The following is a 20,881-nucleotide window of genomic DNA, read 5'->3' on the forward strand; positions in this document are numbered from 1 at the left end:
GATGAGTACAGTGCTGTTAACCCTCGAAATTCGCTATGAACAAGATGTGGTCCTAACCCGCCAACGAGTTCGACAAATTGCAGCGCTCATTGGGTTTGACGCACAAGACCAAACTCGAATTGCTACTGCTGTCTCAGAAATGGCTCGCAATGCCTTTCAGTATACGGGAGGTGGCAGAGTTGAGTTTCGCCTGGAAGGTCAGTCGCCCCAGAGTTTCTTAATCATCATCCGCGACCAAGGACAAGGTATCCCTCAGCTTGAGGACGTTTTGCAAGGACGCTATCAGTCTGAAACGGGAGCAGGGCGGGGCATTGTCGGGGCACGGCAACTGATGGATCAGTTTCAAATTGAGTCTTTGCCAGGACGAGGCACGACCGTAGTTCTAGCTAAGCAGCTTCCGAGGCAAGTCGCCGCTCTCAACAGCCAGCAGATCACGAACATTGTTAATGAGTTGGTTCAGCGATCGCCGCAAAACCCTTATGAAGAGGTGCAGCAGCAAAACCAAGAACTCCTCCAAGCCTTAGCAGAACTCCGCAAACGAGAAGAGCAGTTAACGCAACTGAACCGAGAGCTAGAGGATACCAATCGGGGAGTCGTGGCTTTGTATACCGAGCTAGATGAGAAGGCAGACTCTCTGAAGCGAGCCAATGAGCTGAAGACCCGCTTTCTCTCGAATATGAGTCATGAGTTCCGGACTCCCTTAAACTCAATTATGTCTTTGACGCGATTGCTGATGGATCGAACAGATGGCGATCTAACGTCGGAGCAAGAGAAACAAGTCACTTTTATCCGTAAATCAGCAGCGGGACTCTCGGATCTGGTTAATGACCTTCTGGATTTAGCCAAGGTAGAAGCGGGAAAGACGGCTGTTCACCTCTCTACGTTTGAAGTTGATGAACTATTTGCGACGCTGCGGGGGATGCTGCGACCGCTTTTAGAACATAACTCTTCTGTTTCCCTGATTTTTGAAGAACCGATAGATATTCCTGCCATCCATAGCGATGAAGGCAAAGTGGCGCAGATTCTCAGAAATTTCATCTCGAATGCTCTGAAGTATACCGAGCAGGGGGAAGTGCGAGTGTCTGCGGTGAGGGCTGGCGATCGCGTGGTGCTCTCGGTCGCTGATACAGGGATTGGCATTAGTCCACAGGATCTAGAACGGATTTTTGAGGACTTTATTCAAATCGAGTCGCACCTACAAAAGCGGGTGAAGGGCACTGGATTAGGCTTACCACTCTCGCGCAAATTAGCAGAACTTCTGGGGGGTGATGTCGCGGTAACAAGCACTCCAGGAATTGGTTCTACCTTTTCAGCCACCATTCCTCTAGTCTATCCTCATCTGCCTGAAGGGGTGCCGATCGCCCAACCTGATTGGCAGTTTGACCCGCAGCGATCGCCCGTGCTAGTGGTGGAAGATCATGCTGAAACCCTTTTTACCTACGAGAAATATCTCGAAGGTTCAACGTACCAGTTAATTCCAGCGCGTACACTAGAACATGCCAGCCAGGCCTTAGCCCAAGTGCAACCCGTAGCCATTGTTTTGGATATTCTCTTGGAAGGAGAAAACACTTGGTCCCTTTTGACGCAGCTAAAGCAAGATCCCGCGACCCGATCTATTCCAGTTTTGGTAATGAGTGTGGTAGATAATGAGAAACAAACTAGGAATCTGGGCGCGGACGCATTTCTGGTTAAGCCTGTAGATAGGCTGTCATTGCTCAAGCAACTAAATATGTTAATTAATCAAAACCAACAACAAAAACTGTTGCTGATCGATGATGACCTGGTGGCTCGTTATCTGTTGAAACAACAGTTGTCTCAACTGCTGCCTCACATACCCCTGTCGATTCTAGAAGCCAGCAATGGATACGAAGGAATTCGCTTAGCGCAATCAGAACAGCCTCAGGCGATAGTCTTAGATTTAGTCATGCCAGAGATGAGTGGCATTGAAGTGCTGGACCAACTGAAGCAGCAGCCTGCCACGAGTAGTATTCCGGTGATTATCAACACATCGCAGCTCTTAGAGGCAGAAGAGAGCCAGATTTTAGCTGAGCGGACGGTGGCTATTCTCTCCAAAGAAAATTCCTCAGCCGAGGTTGCGATCGCCAAGCTCCAAGAAGCGCTGATCAAAGCGGGATTAGTGCTGGAGGCGGGGGAAATTGAGCATGGCTGAGGAGTCATTGATCAAGATTTTGCATGTAGATGACAATGAATCTAATCGGTATATTGTCTCTCGGATTCTGCGGAATGCTGGATTTATCGCCCTAGAAGCCGACACAGGTCAGGCAGGATTGCAAGTCGTTACAGAGCAATCTCCCGACTTGGTAATTCTGGATGTGAAGCTTCCTGATCTCAATGGCTTTGAAGTCTGCCACCAGATTAAAACGAACGCCAAAACAGCTTTTATTCCTGTTTTACACCTATCTGCTAGCTTTATCGAGAGCCGAGATAAAGCCCAAGGCTTAGACAGTGGTGCGGATGCTTACTTGGCCCAGCCTGTAGAACCTATTGAGCTACTTGCCACCATTCGCTCGCTGTTACGCATCCGGCGGGCAGAAGATGCGGCTCTAGCTTTGGCCAAGGAATGGCAAATCACCTTTGACTCGATCAGTGATGGCGTTGGCCTACTCGATCGAGAGGGAAATTTTCTCCGTTGTAATCGGGCACTGTCTCAACTTTTAGGCAGACCCGTAGAAGACATCATTGGATACTCTCAACAAACCCTAATTGAAAAGTTTTTAGGCTACACAGACATCACTCCTTTTGCTCGGGTCCAAGTGACTCAACAGCGAGAAATTCAAGAAGTTCAGTTTGATTCTCGATGGTTTTTAATTACAGTCGATCCAGTATTTAACTCTGAGGATATCTTTACAGGCGCAGTTTATCTCCTGACGGATATTACAGAGCGTCAACGAGCCGAAGCGGAACGAATTCAACTACTCAATCGAGAACAGAAAGCACGGACCGAAGCAGAGGCAGCCAACCGAGTAAAAGATGAGTTCTTGGCAACGCTCTCTCATGAATTGCGATCGCCCCTGAATGCGATGTTGGGCTGGACCCGTTTGCTGAATACGCGCAAGTTCGATGAAGCGACTACAGCACGAGCAATGGAGACCATTGAACGGAATGCCCGCTCCCAAGCTCAGCTCGTAGAAGATTTGCTGGATGTCTCCCGGATTATTCAGGGCAAGCTGCGGTTAAATGTCCGTCCCATTGAGCTGAAGGCAATCATTGAAACTGCCCTGGAAACGGCGGGGCCAGCCGCGGAAGCAAAGGAAATCCGTTTGCAATCTGTCCTCGACCCAGGGAGTGGGTGCGTCGCAGGAGATTCAGATCGTCTACAACAAATTATTTGGAATTTATTATCTAATGCCATCAAGTTCACACCCAAGGGTGGTCGGGTGCAAATCCGCTTAGAGCGAGTACATTCTCATGTTGAGATTGCTGTCAGCGATACAGGCCAAGGAATTAGCTCAGATTTCGTTCCTTATGTGTTCGATCGCTTCCGCCAAGCGGACAGTTCTATCACCCGTTCCTATAGTGGCTTAGGCTTGGGGTTGGCGATCGTCCGTCATCTAGTTGAGCTGCACGGCGGTACAGTAGAGGCTTATAGTTCTGGTCCGGGAGAAGGCTCAACTTTTACAGTCAAGTTGCCCCTGATTCCGGTGCGGATTGAGGAAAGTAATACAGAACGCATTCATCCCACTGTTGCCCAAGCAGTTCCTTTTAATAATCCTCCTTCTCTAAAAGGCGTCAGGGTCTTGATTGTAGATGATGAAGTAGATGCACGAAACTACCTCTTAGCAGTGCTAGAGCAATGTGAAGCTGAAACCTTAGCAGCAACATCTGCTCAAGAAGCCGTAGAACTCCTTTTAGCTCAAAAACCTGATGTGCTGGTTAGTGACATTGGGATGCCGGAAGAAGATGGATACAGCTTAATCCACCGGATTAGGGCTTTACCAGTAGAGCAAGGAGGTTCAATTCCTGCTGTAGCCTTGACCGCTTATGCCCGCACTGAAGACCGCACCCGAGTCATTGCGGCTGGATTTCAAATTCATATCCCTAAACCAGTCGAGCCAGCAGAACTAGCCACTGTTATTGCTAGCCTCGCGGCAAGAAATCGAAAACTTTAAGCCAAACGCTATTCGCCCAGATGGGTGATCTATTGCTAGGTTCCCGAAAACGCAATTTTGGAGCTTGTAGATCGCAATATCAAGCCCACACACCTTCGAGAAGAGCGTTCATCATGGCTTACACCAATGCCCAATTCCGCAGTATTTTGAACGGTTATGGTTTCGGTTCCTCTCCCGAACCCGATCCCAACTTCCCTATCTCCAGCTACGAAGGACTACTCGTTGACAGAACTACAGTAGAAGCTATTAGAGCCTTCCAAACCTACTTTAAACTTAAGGTGGACGGCATTGCTGGCCCGCTCACGATGGCAAAAGCAGAACAAGCGATGCGGATTTTGCAAGATAATCTCAACCGTGTGATCCGAGCCAATATTCCTCAGAATCAACCGTTTTATGGTCCTAGAACCGTCGCTGCGGTTAAAGAGTTTGAGCGCCGCTATGCCTACAATGTGGATGGCGTTGCCAATCTTGTAGTTCGTCAGCGTCTCAATGACCTAGCCCGTGCTGTTGTTTAGTTTTTCTCCCTTAAGAGCTGGATTGCTATAGATGAAATTTCTACAGGGGAGATCGCCATTCTCCCCTACACATTTATATCCGCTCGATCCCCTGAAGCCTGAGAGGGAGAGTGATCAAAAACTCAGCACCTTGCCCTAGAGCAGAGATACATTCAAGCTGACCCAAATGTTTCTCAACGACCACCTGGTAGCTGATGGATAAACCTAACCCTGTACCTTTGCCAATCGGTTTGGTGGTGAAGAAGGGCTCAAATAAGCGCTGTCTGATAGGTTCTGGGATGCCAGGCCCGTTATCTGCAATCCTAATCTGCACTTGCTGAGCATCAAGCTTACGAGTCTGAATCGTAATGGTACTGGGATTTTGTTTGATTTCTTGAAGCGATCGCTGGCTATCTCGTTCATTGAGCGCATCGATCGCATTCGAGAGCACATTCATAAAGACTTGATTTAGCTGTCCGGCGTAACATTCCAATAGAGGAAGATTGCCGTAGTTTTTGATGATCTCAATGCCGCGATGGTTAGGCGTATCCTTAATACGGTTATGGAGAATCATCAAGGTGCTATCAATGCCTTCATGGAGATTCACTGACTTAACCTCGGCTTCATCCATGCGGGAGAAGTTACGCAGCGCTAGCACAATCTTTTGAATGCGGTCTGCTCCTACTTTCATAGATGACAGTAGGTTGGGCAAATCTCCTGAGAGGAACTCTATATCAATGTCGGCCATCTCCTGCTGAATCTCTGGATGAGGCTGAGGGTAATGTCGTTGATAGAGAGCTAACAGATGCAGCAAGTCCTGCATGTACCCATCGGCATGAGAGAGGTTGCCATAAATGAAGTTTACGGGGTTATTAATCTCATGCGCCACACCCGCCACGAGTTGTCCCAGACTAGACATTTTCTCGGTCTGGACTAATTGTGCTTGGGTTTGCTGGAGTGCGCGGAGTGTCTGCTCTAGCTGTTTGGTCTGCGCTTGGGCGGTCGCCGCAGCCGCACGGCTTTGTTCGTACAGTTTGGCTTGATCGATGGCGATCGCCAAATTGTCGCCCACTGCTTGCAGTAAGGCTACCTCTGAATCATCCCAAGTTCGGTTCGCTTGAGTCATGGCGCAACAGATAACACCAATCTCACCAGATTGAGTATGAACAGGGAGCGTCAGCGTGGAAGTGTAGCCTAAAAAGGTAAAGAATTCCCGAGTAGTTGGGTCAGGCTCCCTTTGCACATCGTCAATGCGAACACCCTCTCGTCTTAAAGATTTCTCAGCTAAGGGCAGAATGTCTGCATCGACGTTTTTAAATCCTAATAAGCTGTCGAGGGCAGGATCTTTCGCTTCTTGAGTGATCTCCCAATAAGGAGGCGTAGTATCTTGACAGTAGCGGACAAACAAACAGCGATCGAGCTGCAACAAAGATTGAATTTCCCCAACCGCTGTTTCTAGGGTTTGATTGAGATTGAGGGAACTCCGAATTTGATTTGTGAGCTGATTAAGCAGTTGTTCGCGCTGGGCTTTTTCTCTCAGCTTGGCCTCTGATTGCCTCAGAGCTGATTCAAATTGCTTGCGATCGCTGATATCTGTTGAAATACCGCCCGTTACAGAAACTTCGCCCTTAGCGTTAAAAATAGGGAACTTGACAGAGAGATAAGTATGTAAACCGTCAGCCTGGGGTGCCAACTCCTCTACCGTGATTGCTTTGCCAGAGGTCAATAGGATTTGGTCGTTTCTCCAGTGCTCATCAGCGACATGTTGGGGAAAGAGATCATGACTGCTCTTGCCGCAAATCTGTTCGGCACTCATCCCTGTCAAAATTTCAAACTGGCGGTTCACACGGGTTAGCCGACCTTGGGTATCCCTGAGGTAAATAATGGCAGGACAGTTGTCAATAATGGCCTGTAACTCTGCTTCATTTTCGCGCAGGGCTGCCTCGGCTTGCTTGCGTTGGGTAATGTCTTCAGCCAGTAGCATGACGCCCACGATGGCACCCGATCGATCTTGCCAAGAGCAAATTTTCCATTGTCGCCAAGCGATCGCCCGATCTGATCGTTGAAACTGTTCTTCGACACAAAGTTCTGTGGCTTCAGCCAAACACTGTTGGTGAGCAGCACTCAAGGGATGACAGTGCTGAGGAAAAAATTCGTAATGCGATCGCCCTGTGATATCTAGCTGATCTAACCCCAAGTCACTCAACCACCGCTGACTGGTGATGAGATAGTTCATGTCGCGATCGAGCAGGGCGGCAGCAAAGGGGAGATTCTCAACAAATAGATAGCAGAGTTCCTCACGCTGTAAGTGACTGGAGGCAGAGAGGTTCTGAGGCATGCTAGACAATTTCTTCTTGCGCTAGGTTAATCACAACTGTTGTAGCTACAGCATCTCTATCTATCCGTAGTCAGCCTGACCATAGATGGACAGACAGTTGATCAGTATCACGGCTGGGGAAGGGTAAACATCCGTGGAATCTATGATGATTTGAGCAAGAATTAATTCGCAATTATTTCGGCACTATAAATTTTTACGGTTACCTAGCCCTGGCAGGGCTTAGCCGCCACGCAGGTTCATCAATTCTGCCTAGAGTCCTGTTGAAGCCGAGCGATCTAGAGTGTGATGAGCTTTCAAGATCGCTTTCCACCTGTAGAGAAAAATTGGAGTAGATTGGCCAGATTCGGGAAAACTGTAATTCAGTGGTTTTGGCTAAGCTCTTATGTCTCGTCTCAGCGATCGCGCCTTTCATATCCTGCAAACCGAAATCTAGAATTGCGCTAGCAATGATGCTGCGGGCCAAGTGCAGAAAGAAATTGTGCTACGACGGCTAGAGAGACTGCGATCGCAGATGGGTGTACCTGTGGCTGAAGCGGAATTACGCCAGGTGATTAGTGATATTTTTCCAGAGTTTAGTCATAAGGCGATCAAGCAAGCGTTAAGGGCAAATCGTCCTCCTGGAATTTGGAGTAAGGTCAAGCTCGTGACTGTGACCACTGTCGGTGTAGTCGGTGGGATTTATGTCCTCAACTTGCCGTTTCCCATGATTCGGATTCCGGTGGCTAAAGTTGCACCGTTTCTCCTGTTCCCCAGCTACCTCAGCATGGACCACAACTACCGACAAGCAATTTCCTTAGTAGAGCAGTCAGATCAACTGGTCAATCGCGCCACCAGTGCTGCCGATATTGGCTTGGGAGCCGAAAAGGTCAAGTTAGCCCAAACGCATTTGGATGCCTTACCTGTGTGGTTTTTAGGCTATAGTCCCCGAACCTATTGCGGATTTTTTCAGTGCGGTTGGCGCTTCACGTTAGATGAGTTTAAAACAGCCCGCAAAAGTATCGGGCGTATGGAAGCGAAAGTCTTTCAGGAGCAGAATGCCCAAACACAACTAGAAACGAGTGACAAAGCACTGAATACTGCCAAGCGAGAATATCAACAAGCCAAAGCTTCCGCCGCCAAAGCAGATGCGATCGCTGACTGGCAAACGGCGCTCGATCAGCTGCAACAAGTCCCTTCTGCTACCTTGGCGGGTCGGATGGCTCAAATTAAATTGGTGGCCAGTCAACGGGATTTTGAGCAAGTTACAGGTTTTGCTGCTGGTAGTGCCCGCACTGATACATTGATGAATGCTGGAATGCAGTTAGCCTTGAGAGCCGCACAACTTGGCCAAAATTCTCCCCATCAAGCCGCAAAATGGGAGCAGATAGTAGCGTTATGGGAAGATGCGGTTACACAAGTGGAGCAGGCTGGTTTGGCCGATCCCGGCTATGTAGCCTCCCGGTCTTTATTGGCAGACTACAAGAAAAATTTGGCGATCGTGCGGATTCGACTAGAGGCAGAACGAGACTCTGCCGCAGCCCTAGAAGCAGCACAAAGGACGACTCGCTCGTTTTTAGCGTCTGCTACAAGGGAAAACTTCTCTACCAATCGGGGCTATCTCCTCAGCGAACTGCAAGGCATTAGGGATCAGCTAGGCAAAGTTCAGCCTGGAACAACCGCTTATGCTGAAGCCCAAGCATTGTCGCAATCAGCTCAGAAAAAATTGCAGCAATTACAACCATGAAAGGTAAGGAGTCAGGAGCGAAGGGTGAGAAGGTAGCGATCGCTCATCTTCAGCACTCACCCCTAGATTGAGGATCAAACTCAGCCGCAGCATTAAGGTTGAAAAACAGCTCGTAATAAACCTATGCTGATCCACATCATTGCCGATTATGGACAAGGCGACCTCGCTTTTGCGGAAGTCGTGCAGCGCATCAGACTGTATTTACCAGACGCTGAACCGATCCTTACCCCTGTTCCCGCCTTTTCTACGCTAGCAGCGGGCTTTTGTGTGGCCCAGCTAGGTCTCAATGAAGCTCCCGCTGGCACCATCATTTATCACAACGTTGCGCCTCGCCAGGATGACGAGCAAGCCCGTACAGAAAATGCTGGGGAGCGGCTGGCTTTTGCCCGCCTGCCCAATGGAGTACGGGTCATGGGAGTCAATGCAGGGCACGCTTTCTCCTTTGTGCGGGATGCGGCAGCAGAGTTGCGTTGGGCCGCAGTAGCCGCCGAAGGCTCCCAGTTTCGATCGCGCGATCTCTTTCCTCAAGCCGCTGCTGCGATCGCTCTGGGGCAACCAGAAGCGCTAGATGATGTCCTAGAGCCAACGGATATTCCTGATATTCCAGAGAACTGTATCGCTTACATTGATGGTTACGGCAACTTAAAGACCACTATTAAACAGAGCGATCGCAAAGCTGAGGTTGGCTCCGCAATCTCTGTGCGAATTGGTGACACAGAGCAAACCGCGATCGCCAGTGATGGTAGTTTTGCTGTAGAACCAGGGCAGATCGCTTTTGCGCCAGGTAGTAGCGGCTGGACAGATTCCGCAGGTCAAGAAACTCAATGGATGGAGTTATTTTTGCGGGGGCACAGTGCTTGGGAAGCATTTGGCAGACCAGCAGTCGGGTCACAGATTCAAATTCGAGAGCGAATTTTAGCTGGCAATAGCGGTCCTGCTTGAATCGAAAAACCACTATAATGCCGAGAACAGGCGATCGCAGAGCCGCGAATCATGGCAGGGAAAACTACACTGGGTAACTATCACTGGCATTACTCTCTACAAGGTGATCCCAGTCAACCATTAGTTTTGTTTTTGCATGGCTTTTTGGGCGACTGTCATGATTTTGACTCTGTCATCTCCTTGCTAGCCAATCAGTTTTGCTGCTTAGCTGTGGACTTGCCAGGACATGGAAAAACGAAGGTCAGAGGTGGCAATGAACCTTACGCCATGCCGCAGACCGCTCAAGGGTTAGTTCAGCTTTTAGAACAATTAGAGATTTCTCCTTGTTCCTTAGTTGGCTATTCGATGGGTGGACGGCTGGCGTTATATCTAGCCCTCAATTTTCCTCAATTTTTTCATCGAGTCGGGTTAGAGTCAGCTTCGCCCGGACTCAAAACTGCTGCCGAGCGATCGCAACGCCGCGACCATGATGCCCGACTCGCCGAGCAATTAGAAACAGAGAATTTTTCCGATTTCCTGAGGCGATGGTATGACCAACCGCTTTTCACCTCCCTCAAGCAGCACCCAGATTTTGAGCAGATCGTAGAACGTCGCTTAGACAATCATCCTCAGGAACTGGCCCAATCTCTCCGCTATCTGAGTACAGGGCGGCAACCTTCTTTATGGGAGCGCTTACCAGAGAATCAACTGCCGTTGCTGTTGCTAGTAGGTGAACAGGATACGAAATTTAGAGCTATCAACACAGAAATGGCAAACTTATGTCCTAAAACTACATTGAGCATCTTGCCCAACTGCGGTCATAATATCCACTGGGAAAATCCCCACCGATTTGCTCAGCAACTGAGACAATTTTTGGCGATCGCACCTGATGCTAGCAAGGACACCCAGAGACAAAATCTATGCAATATCAATATTTAGCCGGATTGATTGTTTTTGCAGGCGTTGGCTCCTTTCTGCTCACCGATACCATTGATTTTTTTCGAGACCTAAAACGCCGCGATCGCCGTAGCCGTTGGTATGTAGATCTCCTCCGACTTCTGTTTTTGGCTGGAATTACCACAATTGGTTATAAAATTGCTTCAGAAACATTCCGAAGTTCTCAAGATCAAGTCAGCTTTCTTGCGATCGGTTTGGTAGGAGCAGTTGTAGCCTATTTAGTTACTCAAGGCACTAAGGATCTCAGAAATTCCTAAGGATTCTGTTCTATTGAATATTAGTAGGGGCGTAGCTACTAGGCTTTCCCTAGCTCAATGCCTGAATGCTAAACCCCTACTAATATTCTTCAAGGATATCTGCTTTGTTTAGGGATTGGGTTGATTGACCGAAGCAGTACGAGGTGCCTGATCCAAGTAAGTGTAGACAATGCGAGACACATCCTGGATAAAGTCTCTAGCGGCTGGGTCGTCGTAAGCGCTTTCCACTAAGATAGCGGCGAGATAGTGTTTGCCATTAGGCATGACGACAATTCCAGCATCTCCAAGAAGGAAGCCAATATCTCCAGTTTTATGCGCGATCGTGGCTCCTCGTCCCAACCCGACAGGCAGGAGTTTACGATTTTTAACTCGTTGCAAAATGCCGATCGCTTGGGCTTGACTCCTAGAAGAGAGCAACTTCTGCTGATCTAGCATGGCCAATAGGCGGGTCAACTCTTTAGCAGTGGTGGTATTGGTGCCGCGTAAGTCAGGGAGCCAATTGCGAATCACGGTTTTCTCCAGCCCCCAACTGCGGAAACGTTGGTTAAGCACCTGGATACCACCCATGCGCTTGATGATCATGTTGGTAGCAGTGTTGTCACTGATGGTAATCATCTTCGTGGCAGTTTCCAACGCCGTGAATTTGCTGCCCACAGGGAGATCTTGCATCTCTCCTGAGCCGCCGACAACCATATCTCGCGTCATGGTCAAGGTTTCGTTGAGCTTGATTTTGCCAGCATCTACATCTTGGAAAAAGGCGATCAAGATGGGCAATTTAATAATGCTGGCAGTCGCGTAGACTTTGTCTCCGTTCAAATCCAAATAATTGCCAGTCTCCATATCCAGAAATGAAATTCCGGAGCGAAGGGATGAGTATTTAGAGATACGGAGCGAGGATACTCGCTGTTGTAACCAAGTTAGAGGCCTCCCTGCTGGGATCAAGCCACCGAAAGTTTCAGGAGGCGGGGCGACAGTGGCGATCGCCTGCGGCACATTACTCGGAGGATTGGCGATCGCACTGGTGGGTTGGGGCGTGGGCAACTTCACCGTCCACCGAGTTAAGGAACTGCCTCTAACCTGAACTTGCTGCGGGTCCACCGTATATCCCGGTGCTAATTCCACGACGAATCGGGCTGTCTGGGCATTGAACTGACCCGTCCGCACTGCTTGTACGGTACCTCCAATCACTTGGCTGGTTTTGGGTCGTCCCAAGCGGATACCAGGTAGATCAATTACAACACGGCTAGGGTTGGCAATCAGTTGAGCCGTTGGTTGCACTCCTTCATCAGTGCTAATCTCTAACTGATTCTGGCGGGCGTCAAACCGCCAAGATTGCAAAACATCGGCGTGGGCAGGAGCTGAAAGTAAAAGCGTACCGACTAAACCGGGCACAAACCAGGGAAACTTGGCAACTGTTTGCATGTCGAGGGTAGGAAACGTGTGAGCAGGAGCGAGGAAAATCAAGGTGAAAGCGAAGGAGCCATCTCCCTAGCTATTGAACAATGATTGTGGCGCGATCGCATCCCTGAATAAATTGGAGGAACTGCCTATCAGTCGTATCTCGTTCCTCGTTTGTTCCACTATCTCGACCAAATTCTTAATCTAAAATCATGCTCCTGGTAATAGATGTAGCGAACCAGGAATCTCAAAAAATTTGAATAAACCGGAAGTTTTAACCCGCTAGGTTTAAATCACTGAAACTAGAATCTTAATTAACCAGTTGCGATTGTAGTTAACTGTAGTTATAAGCTTTGATCTTAAACTACTGCGTTGGCTGTGAGACCTGGCTCAGTGAGAAATGCTTGGAGGAGCGCGATCGCTTTAGCAAACACATTTTCGGGGGCGCGATCGCAGGTGCATCCGAGCAGACGTTGTTGGCTGTCACGAATTTCTGATTGCCAAAAGCCCGTAGAAGCGGCGCTGACTTCAATGGCAAATTGTTGTTGGCTAGCAGTACTGACCTGAAAATGCCAGGAACCAGGTGCAGTTGCGGTAACTTTGATGTTCTGCTTTTTGAAGTCAATCTTCATAAAATCCTTTGCTTCATGCTTGCTTCACGATTACTTCATAGTTGTCTCACACTTCCTAGCGTATTTAGTTCAGTAGAATCTGGGATTTTTGATGAAAAATACGGCAAAAGTGCGTAAGTACTCAGTCCAAAATTTTTCTCTCAAAAATCTTTAAGTGTTTTTTCGCTTTTGAGGAATAAGTTGCATGGCGATCGCTTCTCGCTTCAAGGCCAGTCTTGAGCTGCTTGCTCTAAAACATAAGCTGACACAGCTTGAACCTGCGACGCACTTAAACGCTCTTGGAAGGCAGGCATGTTGTTTTTGCCACTAGTTACGAGAGCCGCGATCGCCTCCAAGGAGTCTACTTTATATTTCTTCAGTGCTTTCTGCTTCAGAGTTTTACCGCGACGAATAATATTGCCACCATTGGCATGGCATCCAGCACAGTGAATCTGGAAAAGTTCTGCTCCCTGATTCACATCCGCAGCCCCAGCGGAGCTAGGGGCACCACTCAAAATAATAAGGATCACTATAAGGAGAGCTATTAGTTGCTTCATAAATCAAGTTTTCCTACAATCTAGGCTAAGCAAGAGAAGAAAGTTTTAGTCATCACCCGTTTCCGAGCTAGTTTCTGAGCTTGTTTCGGATACTTCTCCCATTGCCCATGCTTCTCCATTCTCGATCGCTTCTTGGAGAAAGCGTATGGCTAAACGTTTGTAAGCACCAGGCCCCACAAATTGTGGATAAGTATGGGAGCGACTATAAACCCAGACCAAGTCTTCTCCCTCAAAAATTCGGATATCTTGCAATAGGCTTTTGCATTGCGGTTGCAGAGATTTAGCAGTGTTTAAGGCATCTGTCCAACGGCCAAACTCTTGAGAGAAGTTACGGGTAACAACTTTGAACATCACACTTAGTATTTTTAAGCACCTGCATTAATTTAGTATCCCTCACTTGAGCTTAGATTAAGCAAGGTTTTATCACCAACAATACTTTCATTCATTTCGCGCTCATTGTAAATAAATGCAAATTTTTATCGTGCATCCCCAAAAAAGTTTCTAATTTTTCTGATGAAGCAAATTTTTCTAGTAATACAGTATGGATTGACTCAAAATAGAGCTATTTTAGTAGCTCCTAAACATTGAAAAATGGTATAAACCAAGGAGCAAATCAATATATTGGCTGCGATCTGTATCAAAAAAAGTGAAATTTTTATAAAGGGTTCCCATTGCTTTAATCATATTAAATATTCCTTGACATCTACCATAGTCTTGGAGATAAATGATTAGTATTAGATTTTGGTGAGTATAATCCTCAGATAAAATTAATAAATTTAGGATTTTGAGAGTTTAATGTCCAGAGTTGAAAGGGAATTCGGTTGAGCAAGCAATCACTGTATCAGCTCCCTAGTAGTAGCCAGACATGAAGAACGGTAGCCCTTTAGACCTTGATCGATCGCTGCATTTGTCGATTATTACGCAGTTTTATCCCCCCGATTATGCTGCTACCGGACAACTGATTGAAGAACTGGCCTCTCAATTAAGCCATCAAGGAATTGAAGTTCAGGTTTTTACGGGTCAACCGGGATACGCTTTTCAAGCTAAATCGGCTCCAGCGACTGAGAAGGTTGAGCGGGTCCTAGTTCGGCGTTCGCGAACTACCCAAATTTGGCCGCAGCGCATCCGGGGAAAAGTAGTTAGTGGTTTGCTATTTTGTCTGCGTTCTGGACTACATTTACTAAAGAATTCTCGACGAGGAAATATTCTTCTCGTTACCACAGCACCTCCGTATTTGCCAGTTTTAGGTCTCTTTGCTAACTTATGCTTTAAGCTGCCTTATATTTGTCTAATTTATGATCTATATCCTGACGTCGCGATTCAGCTGAATGTTGTTTCGCAAAAACACTGGTTAGCTCGAATTTGGCATGCAATTAATTGGGCTGTTTGGAGTAGATCGCAGCAGATTATTGTCTTGAGTCCTACCATGAAGCAGCGGATTGCTGATCGGTACCCAGCTTTAAGCGATAAAATTTCAGTGATTCATAGCTGGGCGAATCCTAATACAATTGTGCCGATCGCCAAGCAAGATAATTGGTTTGCAGCGCAGCACCATTTAACTGAAAAATTTACGGTGCTTTATTCGGGAAATGTTGGCCGCTGCCATGATATGGCAACCATTTTAGCGGCGGCAGATCACCTCAAAAATGAAGCTGTTCAATTTGTATTTATTGGTAGTGGAGCCCAGTATCAAAGTTGTATTGATCAGGCTCAAAGTCTAGGTCTCAATAATTGCTTGTTTCTGCCTTATCAAGATAAGAAGACCTTGCCCTACTCCTTAACTGCCTGCGATTTGTCCTTGGTGAGCATTAGTCCGGGGATGGAAGGATTGGTCGCTCCTAGTAAACTTTATGGCACGCTGGCCGCTGGGCGTCCTGTCGCCATTATTTGTGAACCCCACTCCTATCTTCGTCAGATGCTAGCAGCAGCTGATTGTGGTCAAGCGTTTGAGAATGGAGATGGTAGTGGTTTAGCTCACTTTATTCGTGACTTGGTTCAGAACCGCGAACTATCAGCGAACTTAGGGGCAGCAGGGCGGCGTTATCTTTTAACTCACTTTACGCCAGAGATCATTGCCAAGCAATACTCTAATGTGATCAAGGCTCAAACGAAGATTTCCTACCCCGTAGCCGTAAAAGCTCCTCTCTCTTTATCTTTCAAGTTGAATCATAGCTGGTTATCTAGACTAGGATTCTCTAGAAAAGCTTGATGAAAGGATGAAAAAGAAAAAGTGCAAAAACATTTAGGGGCATAGTATCTAGCTCAAATCCAGCTCAGAGAGTTACTGGCTGGATACTATGCCCCAAACTGGAGTTCTGTAATCTACACGATGCCTAACTTAGGTTTGCAGGAATTTCTAGGGGGACAGAATCGCGCTTTTGGGTGTAGTAGCGATTGTAGTAGTCATAGGATTGAGTGGTGTAGCCCTTAATGCCATTCGCCACAATGCCTAGGACGGGGGTGGAAGAAATCCTGAGACTATCTAAAGCCATGACCAAGGTTGAGCGATCGGTTTTTCCGAGTCCTACTACCATGATGATTCCATCGGTATAGGTGGCTAAGATGCTACTATCTGCCAGCCCTAAGACGGGAGGCGTATCGTAGATCACTAAGTCAAAGCTCTCCTGCAACTCTTCCATCAGGTTTTGCATCTTTTTGGAGGAGAGCAACTTCGTAGGATCAGGCGGAATTTGTCCTGCGGTGATGATAAAGAGATTTTCGTCACTAGGCGATCGCTGAATTACCTCTTCAGCAGTCACATTGGTAGCGATTAGGTGGCTCAACCCTCGCATATTGGCTAGGCCTAAGTAAGTATGGACTTGGGGGCGGCGCATATCAGCATCGACCAATAAGACTCGCTGACCCATCGCTGCGGCTGCTTTTGCCAGTTGTAGGGAGATCGTAGATTTGCCTTCCGCCGGAACTGCCGACCCTACGACTAGGGAGCGGATAGGAGTATCTGATCCTAACAAACGAACATTTGTATAAAGCGATCGGAAGGATTCTAAGAAAGGAGAAGTGGTGTAATGGCTAGGACTGGCAACGGGAGAATTTTCTAGATTGAAGGTTTCTAATTGCGATTGCTCACTAAACTCAGGAGCAAGGTTCTGCTCTGGTAAGGTGAAGCGAGGAGCCACAACACCATACGCAGGTTCGGGTAAACGTTTTTGAAACGGCACTACTCCTAGCAGCGGTAACCGGGTCAAATCTTTTAGATCGGTGGGGGAATGAAAAACGTTGTCTAGCTTTTCGGTGAGTAACGCGGCTCCAGTTCCCAGAAGTAAGCCTGCGACAACACCCAGAGCTAAATTGCGAGGAGTATTGGGCGAAATCGGTTGCTGTGGTTCTTGGGGGGCCGAAATAACTTGCCACGGAATTGCTTTCTGGGATGCTTCAATTTGCAGCGTTTCTTTGGTGCCCAAGAAGCGATTCAAGCTTTCGGTGGCAACCTTTAGTTCTCGCTGTAAGTCAGTGTATTGTCTGGCCAGCGCTGGTACAAGCTCAAAGTTTTGCTTTAGGTTGCGCTCTACTTCTGCAAGGGCCAAATTTCGCATTTGCAGCACTTGCACTTGATTGGCTGTATTCACCAACTGTTTACTGAGGTCTAAAGAAATGGAGGTTAAGTTACCATCCGCACCGCTGGGTCGCGTCTGGTTGCCCAAGACCTTTTGGGATTCTTCGCCTAGAAGGGCTTCTAACTGCTGCTTCTTGTCTTCCAGGATTTGAATATTAGGACTGGTTGGTTGAAACCGAGCTAATTCAACCGCAATTTGAGCTTCCACTTCTTGAATTTGATTGAGCAGTTGTTGGTAGCGGGGAGATTCACTCAAAGAGGCAGCAGCGATCGCCTCCGTTGGGCGGTATCCTACTTGATTTTGTAAGGTGCCGTAGAGGGATTGAGCCTCAATGAGTTGCGTGCGAGCTTCTTGCTGTTGTTTTTCTACATCACTAATGAGTTCAGATAGTTCATTGCCCCGTGACTCTGGATCAATGAGACTGTATCTTTGACGAAATTTTTCCAGCTCTTCTTGCAGGCTGCTAACTCGTTCGCGCAGCTTTGGCAGTTGTCCATCGACAAACTGAGTGCCTTGCTGCAAGCTAACTTGTCGCTGTTGCACACCATAGTTGAGGTATAAATCTGACAAGCTTTCAAGGACCGTGTGCACCTTCTTGGGATCGGAGTCGCGGTAGCTGACTAGAAGGATTTTGGTGTTGCTGAGCTGAGTAATGGTGAGATTACTCACTAAGGAACCATAGTTGAGGTCGGGATATAGCTTCTGCAACTTTGATACTGCCGGAGCTAATAATCCAGGGCTGCGCAGCACCTCAATTTGAGTCGCGTAGTCAAAGGTGGGTTGGAGGGCGTTTTGATTCTCTTGTAATAACTGCTGGGGAGATGGCGTATCGGTGACAGGTTCCACCAAAACTTGAAAGTCACCCTTGTAGATTGGGGTTTGACTCCAAGTCCATCCCCAAGTGGTTGCTGTGACTGCGATCGCCACACTCGCCACAATCAACGCTCTACGACGTAAAACCTCTAGAAAGCTTTTAAGATCAAGCTCGTCCTTGGGGGCATAGTAGGGCTGGGGAGCGTAGTATGTCAGGGGCAGAGCCTGAGGTTGTAGTTCGCCAGGTGGCTGGAGATTTCCTGGTACTAAAGAATAGGGGGATGGTTCCATCTGCATAATTTGCCTACTATTTACCCTAGAAATGAATCAAGCCGAAATCACAAGCCGAGGAGCCGAAATAAACCAAAACCACCAGTAAGGGGTGAAAGTACAGTCCCGATCGCGTCTGAAACTCCAGAAATGCCTGAGCGCTTCACAACAATGGTGTCGTTGTTCCGAAGAGGCGGGTTGTCTTTGTCGTTCAATCCCTTGGAAAAGTTAATCGCGACTTGTTGCCTGGACACAGTGCCGTTGGGGTTTAGCCGAATTAGTTCTACCGATCCCTTTTTGGCTCGGCGGTTAAAGCCACCTGCGGCGAGCAGCCCTTGATTGAGGGGGGTGTTGGGAGGCACTTCGACTACACCGGGCTGTACCACTTCACCCACGACGTTGATTGTGATCTTGTTAGGCGAAAAACTAGCCGAAGCTAGCTCTGTTACTTCCGTGGGAGTCATGGCGGTCGCGGTAGGAATCGCGATGGTATCTCCTTCTTGCAGGGGGATATCTTGACGCACATCTCCAGCCTGCAATAGCTTCCAGAGATCAACATCAATGACTTGGTCGGCCCCCGTTTTGGTCAACCGTCGTAGCTGAATCCGTCGAATGTCTGCTGACTGGGTAATCCCTCCGGCTACCTGAATGGCTCGCGTTACAGTGGGCATTTGTACGCCACCACCTGCCTCGGCCTGTCCATCCATGTTTCCGGTCAGGGTATAAGGTCCGGGACGATTGACTTGCCCCACAACCGCAATGCGTAAAGGCTCGGCTTTACTGGCCGCAAAGCTAGCAGCTGCTAATTGGTTAGCTTCTGCTAAATTGACAACTGTTTGAGTCGGGATAAAAATGGTGTCTCCGTCTTGCAGCAGCAGGTCTTGCCGTAAGTCTCCCGTTTGCAGGAGTTGCCAGAGATCGACTGTCAACACTTGCTCCCCACCAACATTGAGCGGGCGAGCCCGCCGCACTTGCACCTGTCTGGTGTCAGCCGCTTGAGTGATCCCTCCCGCCAATTGCACCGCACGAGTGACGGTAGGCACCCCTTGCTCCCCGCTGGGAGACACTGTGTAGGAACCAGGATGGCTAACCTCTCCCGCGATCGCAATTTTTAAGGGCCGTGCTCCTAGGAGAGTAATCGTGACAATGGGCCGCTTAATAATTGGGGCATACTTAGCCGAAAGGACGGCAGAGGCTTGCTTGAGGGTCATGCCTTGAACGGGTATGGTGCCGATCAGGGGTAAATTCAATGAACCATCCGAGAGAACTTGGTGTTCTCCGCTATACTCTGGGACTTGGAAAATATCTAAACGAACGCGATCGCCTGCCCCTAACTGGTAGCCATCAGGGGTGGAATAGGTAGGGGTTAGGCTCGGAGGAGCCGCGTTGGCGGGGGCTAGACTGGCGGGAGCTAAGCTCGGAGAAGTCGTTGTAGGTATGGGGAGCGACATTTGTGCCCATCCTGGAGCCGCTGCACTGCTGAGCAGCAACAAGCTAAAAGTAATCTGACTTAGCGAAAAACTGATGTTATTGTCGTTTTGACCCATTGGAAGCCGACTGCCCTTTTTCCTTCATGGTTTATATGAGATAGCGATCGCACCTGATAAATATTTAGTAAATGTCTGGACTTAGTTAAGCATGACGCTGCCCTAAAGTGCTGTAATGGTTAACCAGTTGCTACCAGTAATCAAATTTTGAGGGGTTGCCTTGGCTTTGGTGCTTAAGCTTTGTCGCTTAATTAGGGCAGAGGGATAGCAGACGATTTGGCAGCATCAAGACTTTTCAATAAACAATGGCATACTTTTGCAAAACTAGATGAGTTATTTAGAAATAGTTCAACTATTTAGAATTAGTTAAACATCCCTAGTGAATCTTCGGATCTAGCTCCCCTATACTCGTTACTAGTTCGGGCATGGCAAGGCAAATCCGGATTCCTAGCAGTAGTCCCTGGATCACTGAGAACAGCAATTGGGTCAGCATCGAGAAAATCAGGTGAGACAAGTATTACGGCAGGTTCAACGGCTCATCAAGACCATCTGGTTCCGGTTGCAAGGCTGGTTGTCAGGAAAACCCCGACAACGCTCTTTCTACCAGCGCCAGACTCCCTTTAGTTGGGTGATCCCCGGTAGACTAGCTGTCGGAGGTTTGCCACAAGCAGAAGATCACCCCCGCTTGGTTGCGGCCAACATCAAGGTAGTTCTGTCTCTCTGTGCTGAGATTGAAGGTTGCTTACCGGAAAAGATTATTCAAGATTTCAATTGTCTGCGGTTCATTTTGCCAGATCGCTACTACACCACTCAGTTAGAGGTGCATCAACTAGCCAAGGCAGTAGAGATTGTGCATCAGAGTGTGCAGAACCAGCTCCCCATCTATGTCCACTGTCTAGCGGGAATCGAGCGATCGCCAACCGTCTGTCTGGCCTATCTCTGCCTCTACCAAAATTTGGAGCTGTGGGAAGCGCTAAATTGGCTCAAGCAGGTGCACCCTTCGACTATGCCTAATGAGTCCCAACTGCGAACCCTCCGGGAGTTTTTGCAAGTCAGGCAAAATTAATCAGTTTTCTTAACAAGTCTTAACTTGTTCAGTCTAGATTTAAAGATTATTTTTATTAAATTTTTGCTAGGTTCGGCATCGCTTAAATAAAGCATTTTTATAGAGACACAATAGTTGATTGTCCTTAAACTTTTCCCTGAGAGCAAAGTAATACAACTTCAGTCTTGGGGTTATTTTTGATCATAGTTTTTGGATTTTACCTATGTGTAGGCAAAAGCTTCACTAAGTTTTAGTTACGCTTTACTCCTTTCAGCAGTTCAGCATCATTAGCCTTCTCAAGTATC

Annotated in this window: 16 protein-coding genes; 9 read left to right on the forward strand and 7 right to left on the reverse strand. The window is 47.9% G+C overall.

Going from position 1 to position 20,881, the window contains the following annotated elements; genetic code table 11:
• The first annotated feature begins 1 nt into the window (after position 1).
• The 3 genes from H6F72_RS20705 to H6F72_RS20715 all read left to right on the forward strand — a co-directional run bounded on the left by H6F72_RS20705 (position 2) and on the right by H6F72_RS20715 (position 4,645).
• On the forward strand, positions 2-2,170 hold the full coding sequence (locus H6F72_RS20705) for an ATP-binding protein (protein WP_190440162.1): 2,169 nt from the start codon (positions 2-4) through the stop codon (positions 2,168-2,170).
• Positions 2,163-4,130, forward strand: a complete 1,968-nt coding sequence (locus H6F72_RS20710; RefSeq protein WP_190440165.1) for a response regulator — start codon at positions 2,163-2,165, stop codon at positions 4,128-4,130. Before H6F72_RS20705 ends, H6F72_RS20710 begins: the two co-directional genes overlap by 8 nt.
• Before the next feature lie 113 nt (positions 4,131-4,243).
• Positions 4,244-4,645, forward strand: a complete 402-nt coding sequence (locus H6F72_RS20715; RefSeq protein ID WP_190440166.1) for a peptidoglycan-binding protein — start codon at positions 4,244-4,246, stop codon at positions 4,643-4,645.
• 73 nt (positions 4,646-4,718) lie between these two features.
• Here H6F72_RS20715 and H6F72_RS20720 read toward each other — a convergent pair whose 3' ends face one another.
• A complete protein-coding gene (locus tag H6F72_RS20720; protein ID WP_190440167.1) occupies positions 4,719-6,962 on the reverse strand; it encodes a PAS domain-containing protein in 2,244 nt (747 codons plus the stop codon).
• 463 nt (positions 6,963-7,425) lie between these two features.
• On the opposite strand from H6F72_RS20720, the gene H6F72_RS20725 reads away from it, so the two are divergent.
• The 4 genes from H6F72_RS20725 to H6F72_RS20740 all read left to right on the forward strand — a co-directional run bounded on the left by H6F72_RS20725 (position 7,426) and on the right by H6F72_RS20740 (position 10,820).
• Positions 7,426-8,685 carry a hypothetical protein gene (locus tag H6F72_RS20725; RefSeq protein ID WP_199299217.1) on the forward strand — a complete coding sequence of 420 codons (1,260 nt, stop codon included), beginning with the start codon at positions 7,426-7,428 and terminating at the stop codon, positions 8,683-8,685.
• Positions 8,686-8,808: 123 nt separating this feature from the next.
• Positions 8,809-9,627, forward strand: coding sequence for an S-adenosyl-l-methionine hydroxide adenosyltransferase family protein (locus H6F72_RS20730; RefSeq protein WP_190440168.1), 819 nt, complete (start codon positions 8,809-8,811; stop codon positions 9,625-9,627).
• Between the two features lie 51 nt (positions 9,628-9,678).
• Positions 9,679-10,545, forward strand: coding sequence for a 2-succinyl-6-hydroxy-2,4-cyclohexadiene-1-carboxylate synthase (gene menH, locus H6F72_RS20735; RefSeq protein WP_190440169.1), 867 nt, complete (start codon positions 9,679-9,681; stop codon positions 10,543-10,545).
• Positions 10,527-10,820 carry a hypothetical protein gene (locus H6F72_RS20740; protein WP_190440170.1) on the forward strand — a complete coding sequence of 98 codons (294 nt, stop codon included), beginning with the start codon at positions 10,527-10,529 and terminating at the stop codon, positions 10,818-10,820. Before menH ends, H6F72_RS20740 begins: the two co-directional genes overlap by 19 nt.
• A gap of 108 nt (positions 10,821-10,928) precedes the next feature.
• Here H6F72_RS20740 and H6F72_RS20745 read toward each other — a convergent pair whose 3' ends face one another.
• The 4 genes from H6F72_RS20745 to H6F72_RS20760 form a co-directional block, all read right to left on the reverse strand.
• A complete protein-coding gene (locus tag H6F72_RS20745) occupies positions 10,929-12,242 on the reverse strand; it encodes a serine hydrolase (RefSeq protein WP_190440171.1) in 1,314 nt (437 codons plus the stop codon).
• A gap of 335 nt (positions 12,243-12,577) precedes the next feature.
• Complete coding sequence (locus H6F72_RS20750; RefSeq protein WP_190440172.1) at positions 12,578-12,850, reverse strand: hypothetical protein; 273 nt, start codon at positions 12,848-12,850, stop codon at positions 12,578-12,580.
• A gap of 203 nt (positions 12,851-13,053) precedes the next feature.
• A complete protein-coding gene (petJ, locus tag H6F72_RS20755) occupies positions 13,054-13,386 on the reverse strand; it encodes a cytochrome c6 PetJ (protein WP_190440175.1) in 333 nt (110 codons plus the stop codon).
• A 45-nt stretch (positions 13,387-13,431) separates the two neighbouring features.
• Positions 13,432-13,737: a hypothetical protein gene (locus H6F72_RS20760; RefSeq protein WP_190440176.1), complete on the reverse strand. Its 306-nt coding sequence runs from the start codon at positions 13,735-13,737 to the stop codon at positions 13,432-13,434.
• 514 nt (positions 13,738-14,251) lie between these two features.
• Here H6F72_RS20760 and H6F72_RS20765 point away from each other — a divergent pair.
• A complete protein-coding gene (locus tag H6F72_RS20765; protein WP_190440179.1) occupies positions 14,252-15,595 on the forward strand; it encodes a glycosyltransferase family 4 protein in 1,344 nt (447 codons plus the stop codon).
• Positions 15,596-15,719: 124 nt separating this feature from the next.
• Here H6F72_RS20765 and H6F72_RS20770 read toward each other — a convergent pair whose 3' ends face one another.
• Both H6F72_RS20770 and H6F72_RS20775 read right to left on the reverse strand, forming a co-directional pair.
• Complete coding sequence (locus H6F72_RS20770; protein ID WP_190440182.1) at positions 15,720-18,065, reverse strand: polysaccharide biosynthesis tyrosine autokinase; 2,346 nt, start codon at positions 18,063-18,065, stop codon at positions 15,720-15,722.
• Between the two features lie 47 nt (positions 18,066-18,112).
• Positions 18,113-19,591: an SLBB domain-containing protein gene (locus tag H6F72_RS20775; RefSeq protein ID WP_199299218.1), complete on the reverse strand. Its 1,479-nt coding sequence runs from the start codon at positions 19,589-19,591 to the stop codon at positions 18,113-18,115.
• 421 nt (positions 19,592-20,012) lie between these two features.
• On the opposite strand from H6F72_RS20775, the gene H6F72_RS20780 reads away from it, so the two are divergent.
• Positions 20,013-20,597: a dual specificity protein phosphatase gene (locus H6F72_RS20780; protein WP_190440185.1), complete on the forward strand. Its 585-nt coding sequence runs from the start codon at positions 20,013-20,015 to the stop codon at positions 20,595-20,597.
• The last annotated feature ends 284 nt before the right edge of the window (positions 20,598-20,881 follow it).

Origin of the sequence: Trichocoleus sp. FACHB-46 (assembly GCF_014695385.1) — a bacterium.
GTDB lineage: Bacteria > Cyanobacteriota > Cyanobacteriia > FACHB-46 > FACHB-46 > Trichocoleus.

What these genes read in the sequence shown, in the direction of transcription:
- H6F72_RS20760 (WP_190440176.1), bottom strand. Translation starts at nt 13,737, where the DNA reads ATGTTCAAAGTTGTTACCCGTAACTTCTCTCAAGAGTTTGGCCGTTGG.
- H6F72_RS20770 (WP_190440182.1), bottom strand. Translation starts at nt 18,065, where the DNA reads ATGGAACCATCCCCCTATTCTTTAGTACCAGGAAATCTCCAGCCACCT.
- H6F72_RS20710 (WP_190440165.1), top strand. Translation starts at nt 2,163, where the DNA reads ATGGCTGAGGAGTCATTGATCAAGATTTTGCATGTAGATGACAATGAA.
- petJ (WP_190440175.1), bottom strand. Translation starts at nt 13,386, where the DNA reads ATGAAGCAACTAATAGCTCTCCTTATAGTGATCCTTATTATTTTGAGT.
- H6F72_RS20740 (WP_190440170.1), top strand. Translation starts at nt 10,527, where the DNA reads ATGCAATATCAATATTTAGCCGGATTGATTGTTTTTGCAGGCGTTGGC.
- H6F72_RS20765 (WP_190440179.1), top strand. Translation starts at nt 14,252, where the DNA reads ATGAAGAACGGTAGCCCTTTAGACCTTGATCGATCGCTGCATTTGTCG.
- H6F72_RS20730 (WP_190440168.1), top strand. Translation starts at nt 8,809, where the DNA reads ATGCTGATCCACATCATTGCCGATTATGGACAAGGCGACCTCGCTTTT.
- H6F72_RS20705 (WP_190440162.1), top strand. Translation starts at nt 2, where the DNA reads ATGAGTACAGTGCTGTTAACCCTCGAAATTCGCTATGAACAAGATGTG.
- H6F72_RS20745 (WP_190440171.1), bottom strand. Translation starts at nt 12,242, where the DNA reads ATGCAAACAGTTGCCAAGTTTCCCTGGTTTGTGCCCGGTTTAGTCGGT.
- H6F72_RS20750 (WP_190440172.1), bottom strand. Translation starts at nt 12,850, where the DNA reads ATGAAGATTGACTTCAAAAAGCAGAACATCAAAGTTACCGCAACTGCA.
- H6F72_RS20715 (WP_190440166.1), top strand. Translation starts at nt 4,244, where the DNA reads ATGGCTTACACCAATGCCCAATTCCGCAGTATTTTGAACGGTTATGGT.
- menH (WP_190440169.1), top strand. Translation starts at nt 9,679, where the DNA reads ATGGCAGGGAAAACTACACTGGGTAACTATCACTGGCATTACTCTCTA.
- H6F72_RS20775 (WP_199299218.1), bottom strand. Translation starts at nt 19,591, where the DNA reads ATGGGTCAAAACGACAATAACATCAGTTTTTCGCTAAGTCAGATTACT.
- H6F72_RS20720 (WP_190440167.1), bottom strand. Translation starts at nt 6,962, where the DNA reads ATGCCTCAGAACCTCTCTGCCTCCAGTCACTTACAGCGTGAGGAACTC.